Origin of the sequence: Roseovarius aestuariivivens, assembly GCF_004761875.1 — a bacterium.
Classification (GTDB): Bacteria; Pseudomonadota; Alphaproteobacteria; order Rhodobacterales; family Rhodobacteraceae; genus Roseovarius; species Roseovarius aestuariivivens.
The window spans coordinates 325,886-334,982 of sequence record NZ_SJEY01000004.1 but is presented as its reverse complement, the minus strand read 5'-3'; the positions used below and the strand labels follow the sequence as shown (position 1 = coordinate 334,982).

The 9,097-nt window shown below is 61.8% G+C and carries 9 protein-coding genes; 1 reads left to right on the top strand and 8 read right to left on the bottom strand.

Annotation, left to right across the window (positions count from 1 at the left end):
- Positions 1-130: 130 nt before the first annotated feature.
- The gene (locus tag EZV60_RS09165; RefSeq protein WP_135504665.1) at positions 131-2,182 is read right to left on the bottom strand and encodes an ASKHA domain-containing protein; all 2,052 of its coding nucleotides are present in this window, start codon (positions 2,180-2,182) and stop codon (positions 131-133) included.
- Positions 2,183-2,403: 221 nt separating this feature from the next.
- On the opposite strand from EZV60_RS09165, the gene EZV60_RS09160 reads away from it, so the two are divergent.
- Entirely contained in the window at positions 2,404-3,030 is a 627-nt protein-coding gene (locus EZV60_RS09160; protein WP_167853490.1) for a cysteine hydrolase family protein, read from the top strand.
- Between the two features lie 3 nt (positions 3,031-3,033).
- Here the strand turns inward: EZV60_RS09160 and aroA are convergent, their stop codons facing one another.
- The 7 genes from aroA to EZV60_RS09125 all read right to left on the bottom strand — a co-directional run bounded on the left by aroA (position 3,034) and on the right by EZV60_RS09125 (position 8,907).
- Positions 3,034-4,380: a 3-phosphoshikimate 1-carboxyvinyltransferase gene (gene aroA, locus EZV60_RS09155; RefSeq protein WP_135504658.1), complete on the bottom strand. Its 1,347-nt coding sequence runs from the start codon at positions 4,378-4,380 to the stop codon at positions 3,034-3,036.
- Between the two features lie 90 nt (positions 4,381-4,470).
- Positions 4,471-4,929 (bottom strand): hypothetical protein, encoded by a 459-nt coding sequence (locus EZV60_RS09150; RefSeq protein WP_135504656.1) that lies wholly within the window; start codon positions 4,927-4,929, stop codon positions 4,471-4,473.
- Positions 4,930-5,006: 77 nt separating this feature from the next.
- Positions 5,007-6,128 (bottom strand): beta-ketoacyl-ACP synthase III, encoded by a 1,122-nt coding sequence (locus tag EZV60_RS09145; protein ID WP_135504654.1) that lies wholly within the window; start codon positions 6,126-6,128, stop codon positions 5,007-5,009.
- Between the two features lie 78 nt (positions 6,129-6,206).
- A complete protein-coding gene (locus EZV60_RS09140) occupies positions 6,207-7,157 on the bottom strand; it encodes a 2-hydroxyacid dehydrogenase (RefSeq protein ID WP_135504650.1) in 951 nt (316 codons plus the stop codon).
- Positions 7,157-7,498 (bottom strand): tRNA-binding protein, encoded by a 342-nt coding sequence (locus EZV60_RS09135; protein ID WP_135504645.1) that lies wholly within the window; start codon positions 7,496-7,498, stop codon positions 7,157-7,159. Before EZV60_RS09135 ends, EZV60_RS09140 begins: the two co-directional genes overlap by 1 nt.
- Positions 7,491-8,306: a pyrroline-5-carboxylate reductase gene (proC, locus tag EZV60_RS09130; RefSeq protein ID WP_135504640.1), complete on the bottom strand. Its 816-nt coding sequence runs from the start codon at positions 8,304-8,306 to the stop codon at positions 7,491-7,493. The genes EZV60_RS09135 and proC overlap by 8 nt, the downstream gene beginning before the upstream one ends.
- A 100-nt stretch (positions 8,307-8,406) precedes the next feature.
- Positions 8,407-8,907: a type III secretion system chaperone family protein gene (locus EZV60_RS09125; protein ID WP_135504636.1), complete on the bottom strand. Its 501-nt coding sequence runs from the start codon at positions 8,905-8,907 to the stop codon at positions 8,407-8,409.
- Positions 8,908-9,097: the final 190 nt, after the last annotated feature.

Genomic DNA, 9,097 nt, shown 5'->3' with positions numbered 1-9,097 from the left:
AGACAAAATTCAATGAAAAATAGTAGATTAAAGTACATTTACGAAAGCAGTCGAAACGAGCGCCGTAAGACTTCTAATCAGCAGGTTCGGGGTTCGAGTCCTCGCGGGATCGCCAGATTTCCCTGATCTGTCACGCTCTGCGGCGTCTGCGGCGGCCGCCTTCGCCGTCGCCGCCGTCTCGGCCCCCTGTGTTGAAAGTCGGTGACGGCAAGGGGACGATCTTGGCCAATTCCGGGAACGGGTCGGTCTTGTGCGGGATCGCATTGGCAGCAACAAAATGTTCCTGAAATCGCGGTTCGATGGCGGTCTCGACCTTGGTGATCTGGCGCACGACGCGCTCGATCTCGGCCCGAGCGGCAACATTGCAAAGCGCGATACGCGCGCCCGTGCCGGCGGCGTTCCCCGCACTTGTGACCTTGTCCAGCGGCACGTCTGGGATCATACCCAGAACCATCGCATGCTTGGCCGAGATATGCGCGCCGAACGCGCCGGCCAGTACCACGCGGTCGACCTTGTCCACGCCGCGTTCATCCATCAAAAGGCGCGCGCCCGCGTAAAGCGCCGATTTGGCGAGCTGGATCGCCCGGATATCGCCTTGTGTCACGGTGATGCGCGGCCCGCCCTCGTCGGTGGCGTCATGGATCAGGTAGGAATGCGTCCGGCCCTCCGGCACCATCCGCTGGGTCCCGGTCGCCTCGGCCGATCCGATCAGCCCGCTTTCGTCCATCAGGCCAGCCATGCGCAGCTCGGCCACGGCCTCGATGATGCCCGACCCGCAAATTCCGGTGATCCCGGTCGTGGCGATCTCGTCCCAGAACCCCTCTTCGTCCGACCATTTCTCACAGCCGATTACGCGAAACCGCGGCTCTTTGGTTTCGGGGTCGATGCGGATGGCCTCAATCGCACCCGGCGCGGCGCGTTGTCCGCTCGAAATCTGTGCGCCTTCGAATGCCGGTCCCGTGGGTGAAGAACAGGCGAGAACGCGGTTCTTGTCGCCCAGAAGGATCTCGGCATTCGTGCCCACATCGACAATGAGCGCCAGATCCTCGGATTTACCGGGCTCTTCGGATAGCGCCACGGCAGCGGCATCGGCACCCACATGCCCCGCGATACACGGCAGCACATAAGTGCGCGCACGGGCGTTGATCGTACCAAGGTCCAGATCCTTCGCCGCGAGGGAAATACTGTCGGACGTGGCCAGCGCAAAGGGCGCCTGCCCCAATTCCACTGGATCGATTCCCAGAAGCAGATGGTGCATCACCGGATTGCAGACGAAAACAGTCTCCAAGATCAGCTTTGGGTCGATCCCGGCTTCGCCTGCTATCTCGCCGGCAAGCGTATCGATGGCGTCGCGCACAGCTTTTGTCATCTCCACATCGCCGCCGGGGTTCATCATAGCATAGCTTACCCGGCTCATGAGGTCTTCTCCGAAGCGGATCTGCGGATTCATGATCCCCGAGCTCGCCTTCACTTCGCCAGTGACAAGATCAGTCAGGTGCGCCGCCACGGTGGTCGAGCCAAGATCAATCGCCAGCCCGTAAATCCCCGCCTCGTGCAGGCCCGGCCATACTTCGATAACGCGAGGTATGCTGTCGGTGTGCGACTTGTGCAGTGCCACTGTGACCTCGAACTTGCCCTTGCGCAGCACCTGTTGCAGCTTGGACAGAAGGGAAATATCAGCGCGTATCTCCTCAATGCCCCATTCCTTCTTGAGCGCGCGTTCGAGCCGCTCCAGATCGCCGGTGGGCTCGTGCATGTCCGGCTCGTCGACCTTGACGAGAAAAAGCCGTGTCGCGGGATCCATCTCGATCACCCGGGCCGAGGCGGCCTTGCGCACCACCTGCTTGTGCACCTGGCTTTCTGGGGGCACGTCGATCACCACGTCGCCCATCACCTGCGCCTGGCAGCCAAGCCGACGTCCGGGTTTCAATCCGCGTTTCTGGTCATATCGTTCTTCGACGCTGTTCCATTCAGAAAGCGCATCAGCACGCACGGTAACACCGTGCTTGGAAAACTCGCCATAGCCCGGCGTGATCTGGCACTTGGAACAGATGCCGCGCCCGCCGCAGACCGAATCGAGATCGACACCCAACTGCCGTGCGGCGGTCAAAACCGGCGTGCCCTTCGGAAAACGCCCGCGCTTGCCCGAGGGGGTGAAAACGACGAGTGGATCGGTGCTCATTTGCGATTGGCCCTTGCTGGATCAGCGGATCTTGCGCGGAACATAACGGTTTCACCGGCACACGAAAGGCCGCAACCGTCATAATCGGGGCAACTGGCGTCATTGCGGCGCACTGCGGCGCATCTTCGCCTCTGCGCCGCAGCGCTCTGGACAGCATGCCACTTGTCGCGCAGCATGGCGCCCGAGCAGAGCAGTTCGCAAACAGCAAGGCGACAGGCAGGATGGACTACACCGAAGGCGCCACGATTTTCGTATTCGTCGTCGGACTCTGGCTCTGGGCCAGGGCACGTGCTGTCGTACGGCCCAGCCAAGGTTCGAAAATCGAGCCCCGCCCCGGCACCGCCGTTCTTCTGGTCAACCTTCAGGAGGTGTTCTGGAACGACAGGCACTATGACGCTCAGACCCGTGCCCGCGTCGAGGGCGCCGTCGCCCGAGAGGTCGCACTCGCCCAGCAGGGCGATCAGCCGGTTATCGCGCTCCGGCAAGAGTTTTCCGGCCTTGGCTTCCGACTCGTGGCGCGCCTGCTCTATCGCGGCGAAGCGATCCAAGGCGGCCCCGGTACCGGGCTTGCCGAACCATTTGTGGGCATCGCCGATCATGTGCTCGTCAAGAGCGTACAGGACGGATTCGAAAGTGGAGAGCTTGATGTCGTGCTTCGCGTGCTGCGGGTCGGACACCTGCGCATTCTGGGACTCGACGGCGAGCATGACGTGGCAAAGACTGCGCAAGGTGCGCTTAATCGCGGGTTCGAGGTCACGCTGGTCGGCGATGGCATCGCTACCGCGCGGGCGAAAGCGTTCGAGCCGGTAGCCGAGGCGCTTGGCGGTCAGGGCGCGCGCATCGCCTGACGATCAAACCCGTCGAATGTCCGCGCCAAGCGCGGCCATCAGCGGCTCGAATATCGGGAAGGATGTGGCGATCGGGCCACCATCGTCCACCGCGACGGGCTTTCGCGCCGCGAGTCCCAGCACAAGAAACGACATGGCGATACGGTGGTCGAGGTGGCTGGCACAGGTCGCGCCGCCCGAAACACCGCCCGCCCCTCGCCCCTGAACGATCCACCAATCTTCACCCTCCTCGACCTCTACGCCACAGGCACGCAGGCCGGTCGCCATGGCATCAATGCGGTCAGACTCCTTCACACGCAACTCCTTGACACCGCGCATGACGGTCGCACCGCTGGCACATGCGGCGACCACGGACAGCACTGGATATTCGTCGATCATGCTCGCGGCGCGCTCTGGCGGCACCTCGATTCCCTGCATGTCGGGCGAAAAGCGTGCGCGCAGATCGGCGACCGGCTCGCCGCCTTCCTCGCGCTCGTTCTCATATGTCAGGTCCGCCCCCATTTCACGCAGCGTGGTGAACAGCCCGGCCCGCGTCGGATTGAGGCCGATGCTGGGCACCAGCACGTCGGAGCCTTCGGTGATCAGCGCGGCACAAACCGGGAAGGCGGCGCTTGATGGATCGCGGGGCACCGTGATGATCTGCGGCCGTAGTTCGGGCTGGCCGGTCAGGGTGATGACCCGGCCCTCACCGGTGGTCTCTGTCGTAATTTGCGCACCGAACCCAGCCAACATCCGCTCGGTGTGATCGCGCGTGGCCTCCTGTTCGATCACCACGGTCTGGCCGGGGGCATTGAGGCCTGCCAGCAAAACGGCGGATTTCACCTGTGCAGAGGGAACCGGAACCGTGTAGTGAACCGGCACCGGATCGACGGCTCCGACAATGGTCATCGGCAGCCGTCCGCCAGACCGCCCCACCGTCTGCGCGCCGAATAGCGCAAGCGGATCAGTCACACGTGCCATTGGTCGCTTGTTAAGACTGGCATCACCGGTGAAGGTCGCTGTGATGGGCGAGCTGGCCATCGCCCCCATGATCAACCGCACGCCGGTGCCCGAATTGCCGCAGTCGATCACTTGATCAGGCTCCGCAAAACCGCCCACGCCGACACCATATACGTGCCACGTCCCACCCTCGTCGCGCATCACCTCCGCCCCCATGGCGCGCATCGCCTTCGCGGTATCGAGCACATCCTCGCCTTCCAGAAGGCCAGTGATCCGAGTTTCGCCAACGCAAAGCGCACCGAGGATCAGCGAGCGGTGCGAGATCGACTTGTCGCCAGGCACGTCCGCGCGACCGGAAAGACCACGAGAAAAATGCGCCTGCATTGGGATCGGAGTGCCGTGACCGGACATTGCGGAAACCTTTCGGGACGTATTTGCGCGTAAGTCTGGCCGCTCATAGCGCCTCTGCGCAAGCGCGTCCATCGGCGGACGACGTGGCACTCAGCCTGTCTCTTCTTCCAGGTGCAGTTTCATATCGATCAAGACCTGCTGCAGCGTGGTCGTCTCTTTCAGAAGACGCTTGGCTTCGTTGACGGTAATGACACCGTCCTCGATGGATTGGTGGTATTCGGCCATCAACATAGCGAACCGCTGGCTCAGCGCGATCACGTCGCTGTTCACGCCCCCCGATCCGCCAGTGTTTGAGCGGCGCTCGTCGAATTCAAGCGAAATTCCGTTGAGTTCCGCGAGAGCGGCGGTCACATGCGGATAGGACGCCGCAGCCTCCAGCGCAGCGACGGCATCCACGGGCATAAACCTGTCGCCATGTTCTTCATGGTCGGAATAATAGCGGCCCAAGGTCGCTTTGGATTTGCCGGTCAGTTCGCAAGCGGGTTCGATGCCCACGTCCTTAACGAGGGCCTCCGTGTGTTTCTTGAGATAGCTACCGGCTTTCGACATCGCATTGGCACCCTTTTTTGCTCGGCGCTTTATGCGGAAAACCTATACTTTAGGCAATGATTTGCTGCACCGACCGGTCAGCCCTTTTCAACCAACACCGACCCGACCGAATAACCAGCGCCAAAAGAACAGATCAGTCCCAGATCGCCGGCGGTCAGATCGCTGGAAAACTTGGAAAAGGCAATAATCGAGCCTGCCGAGGACGTGTTGGCATAATCCTGCAGGATGTTGGGCTGTTCTTCGGGTGTCGGCGTCCGCCCCATCACCTTCCGCCCGATAAAATCATTCATCGCCTTGTTTGCCTGATGCAGCCAAAGGCGTTTGAGCGCCTCTGAGCCCACACTCTCCACCTCAAGATGTGCGCTGATATGCGCCGAGACAAGCGGCAGAACCTCCTTGAACACTTTACGCCCTTCTTGCACGAAAAGCATATCGCGCCGGTCTTCCATGTTGCTCTCACGGGTGCGACGCAGGTAGCCGTTGTTGTTGCGGATGTTGTTGGAAAACTGCGTGGCGCAACGAGTGGACCGCACGATGAAATGCGCGCCTTTCGCGGCATCGGCTGGCTCTAGGAGCACTGCGGTACACACGTCGCCGAAGATAAAGTGGCAATCCCGGTCCCGCCATTCCAAGTGGCCCGAACAGATCTCGGGGCTGACCACGATAGCACAGCGCGCGGAGCCTGACCTTATCATGTCGGCAGCAGCCTGAATGCCGAAAGTGGCCGAGGAACAGGCCACGTTCATATCGAACGCAAAGCCGCCGGCCCCCAAAAGCTTCTGGATCTCGATCGCGACCGCCGGATAGGGCCGTTCATGGTTCGATGCCGCACATATGATCAGATCGACCTCGGATGGGTCCCGCCCCGCCTGCGCCAGCGCCTTGTCACAGGCCTCGAGCGCGATCTCGGCCATGATCCCCGGCTCATCATTGCTGCGTTCCCGCAGGATCGGATGCATGATCTCGGGATCCAGCACACCGGTCTTGTCCATCACGTACCGCTGCTCGATCCCCGAAGCGTTCACGATAAACTCCGACGACGACGGCGCCTTGGCCTCGACCTCGCCCGCCGCGATTGCCTCAGCATTCTCGGCATTGAACCGCTCGGCATAGGCGTTGAACGCAGCGACAAGCTCGTCATTGGTGATGACCTGCTCAGGCGTGAAAACGCCCGTGCCTGTGATGGCCGGTGTGATCATGCAACTCCTCCTCGGGGTTCCGGCCACAACATCGCAGCGCAATGCCGGCGTCAAGCCCGACCTTGTGCGGAAACCGGCTCAGTTGACGAGGTTCGGCGGGTCCTCTCCCGCCAGAGCGGCGCGCAGATTTTCCACCGCGACCCGGCCCATGGTCTCGCGCACCTCTAGGGTCGACGTGCCCATATGCGGTAGAAGCGTCACGTTCTCCAACGCCTTAAGAGCGTTCGGTACGTCCGGTTCGTTCTCGTAAACATCAAGGCCAGCCCCGCCGATCTTGTTCTCTTGCAGTACACGGATCAGTGCAGCCTCATCCACAATGTCGCCCCGCGCCACGTTGATCAGGTGCGCGTGCTTCTGCATCAGCGAAAGCTCGTCTGCCCCGATCATGTGCCGGGTCTCGGGGCTGGCCGGAACAGCGACGATGACGAAATCCGCGTTCCGCAGCAAGTCCGGTAGGTCGACCCGGCGCGCCGGATAACCCGCGTCCTTGTCACTGCGGGCAGTATAGATCACATCCATCCCGAAGCCGTAATGGCAGCGTCTTGCGACGGCCTGTCCGATCCGGCCCATGCCGACAATACCCACCGTCTTGCCGGTCACGTGCAGGCCCAGAAGCTGCGTCGGGTTCCATCCGGGCCACTTGCCGGCACGCACCATCCGCTCACCCTCACCGGCGCGCCGCGCGCTCATCAGGATCAGCGTCATGCCGATATCGGCGGTGGCATCGGTCACGGCACCCGGCACGTTCGTGACCATCACACCCGCCGAGCGCGCGGCGGCCACGTCGATATGGTTGATCCCGGCGCCATAATTGGCCAGCACCTTGCAGCGCGGGTTCTGCGCGTCTCGAAAGACCTCGGCAGAGAACGTATCGCCGAACATCATCAGCACGCCGTCATAGAGGTTAAGCGCCGCCCGCATCTGGCCTATCTTCAGCGGCGTATTCTCGGTCCGCATTTCCACGTCGAAATGCGCGCGCGCCATGTCCGCCACGCTTTCGGGCAGGGGCCGTGTAAAGTAGATCCGCATTAGTGCATCCGTTCGCCGAGCGGCACGTCCTTGTCAGGCACAAGCAACACGATATCGCCGTTCTCGTCCGACAACCCTAGCACCAGGACCTCGGACATGAACGGCCCGATCTGGCGCGCGGGAAAATTGGTGACGGCGATCACGTGCCGTCCCGGAAGGTCTTCGGGCGTGTAATGCTTGGTGATCTGGGCCGAAGTCTTCTTCTCGCCCAGCTCGGGTCCGAAATCGATCCAAAGCTTTATTGCGGGCTTGCGCGCCTCGGGGAACGGCTCGGCGCGCAACACCTTGCCCACGCGGATATCGACCTTAAGGAAATCGTCGATCCCGATCTGGTCAGTCATCGCGCAACTCCCGCGACCTGTCGGCAGCAGCCTTTACAGTCGCGCGTATAAGTGGCGGCAGGCCCTTGTCCTCATCCATCAGGACTTCAAGCCCAGCCTGGGTGGTTCCATTCGGGCTCGTCACGTTGACGCGCAACTGCGATGGATCCTCGTCGGCCTCTTCAGCCAAGGCCCCTGCCCCGGCCACCGTGGCCTGAGCAAGCTGCAACGCCAATGCGGGCGACAAACCCTGCGCTTCACCGGCCGCGGCCATGCATTCGATCATGTGAAAGACGTACGCCGGACCGGAGCCTGACACGGCCGTAACGGCGTCCATCTGGCCTTCGCTTTCCAGCCGGACAACCTGTCCAACGGCCTTCAACAGCCTCTCCGAAAGGTCGAGCTGATCACCGGTCGTGTGATCGTTTCCGATGATCGCCGTGATCCCCCGGCCGACGGCGGCGGGCGTGTTGGGCATGGCACGCACGATCGGGCTTTTCTCACCCAAGGCTTTCTCGAAGGCCGCGATCGGCGTGCCAGCCGCGATCGAGACGAACAGCGTCTTGCCATTGCCCATCGCCTTAATCGTAGGCAGCGCGTCGCCCATCATCTGCGGCTTGACGGCAATAAGCACAATTGCAGGGTCTTCCGGCAGATCCTCGTTGATCCGGACACCTGTGTTCTGCAGCCAGTCAGAAGGTTTCGGGTCGATCACCCACACGGCTTTCGCGGGCAATTCGCGCTTGAGCCAACCCGCAAGCATGGCAGACCCCATCTTGCCGCAGCCCAGCAAAACAAGGCCGTCCTGCGCTACATCGTCCATATCCATGGGATCACTCCTGCCGCTTCAAATCACCTTTAGGCGGAGTGATACGCGCGCGAGCCGGGGGGTGCAACGGCCCCGGCCCCGGTGCTTTGCGAAAAGGCGCTCAGGCGCGCCCGTAAGCCTCGGAGATGGCCACCTTGATGGCCTCTTCCGGTGCCCGATCGCCCCAAACGACCAGTTGAAACGCCGGGTAGTACCGCTCTGCGCTCAGTACAGCGGCATTGATCAGAGTGTCGACCTGCTCGGGGCTGACGCCCTGTGTGCCCGGCATCACCAGACCGTAGCGATAGACCATCAGCTTCTGCTCGGCCCAGTAGGTAAACGCCCCGGCCCAGCACTGATCGTTGACGTCGTTCAAGAGATGGTAAAGCCGAGGAAGCTTTTCCTCAGGCGGCTCCATCTCGAAAGTGCAGACCATGCGCAGTGTTTCGTCATAGCCCGACCAAGCCAGCGTGATGGAATAGGTGCGCCACTGCCCCTCGACCGCCATGGCGATCTGGTCATCGCCGATCCGGTCAAAATCCCAGTCGTGGTGCTCGGCCAGATGCTCGACAATGTCGATGGGGTGAAGGTCTTCACTCAGAAACTGCTCGGAAAGTGCCATAGCGCCACCTCTTTTGTTGTAGCGCGGGGTTGGCAGCACCCCAGCGCTCGGTGCCTGCTCTAAGATCAGGGGGCTTATCCCTCTGTCCCTACCAGATATGGTGCGGGCAATGGCGCAACCTGTAAAGCTATTTCTTGGGGATAACCGCAAGAAGTTGTGGATGACATGAAAATCATATCAAGCTTTGGGC

What these genes read in the sequence shown, in the direction of transcription:
- EZV60_RS09165 (WP_135504665.1), bottom strand. Translation starts at nt 2,182, where the DNA reads ATGAGCACCGATCCACTCGTCGTTTTCACCCCCTCGGGCAAGCGCGGG.
- EZV60_RS09160 (WP_167853490.1), top strand. Translation starts at nt 2,404, where the DNA reads ATGGACTACACCGAAGGCGCCACGATTTTCGTATTCGTCGTCGGACTC.
- aroA (WP_135504658.1), bottom strand. Translation starts at nt 4,380, where the DNA reads ATGTCCGGTCACGGCACTCCGATCCCAATGCAGGCGCATTTTTCTCGT.
- EZV60_RS09150 (WP_135504656.1), bottom strand. Translation starts at nt 4,929, where the DNA reads ATGTCGAAAGCCGGTAGCTATCTCAAGAAACACACGGAGGCCCTCGTT.
- EZV60_RS09145 (WP_135504654.1), bottom strand. Translation starts at nt 6,128, where the DNA reads ATGATCACACCGGCCATCACAGGCACGGGCGTTTTCACGCCTGAGCAG.
- EZV60_RS09140 (WP_135504650.1), bottom strand. Translation starts at nt 7,157, where the DNA reads ATGCGGATCTACTTTACACGGCCCCTGCCCGAAAGCGTGGCGGACATG.
- EZV60_RS09135 (WP_135504645.1), bottom strand. Translation starts at nt 7,498, where the DNA reads ATGACTGACCAGATCGGGATCGACGATTTCCTTAAGGTCGATATCCGC.
- proC (WP_135504640.1), bottom strand. Translation starts at nt 8,306, where the DNA reads ATGGATATGGACGATGTAGCGCAGGACGGCCTTGTTTTGCTGGGCTGC.
- EZV60_RS09125 (WP_135504636.1), bottom strand. Translation starts at nt 8,907, where the DNA reads ATGGCACTTTCCGAGCAGTTTCTGAGTGAAGACCTTCACCCCATCGAC.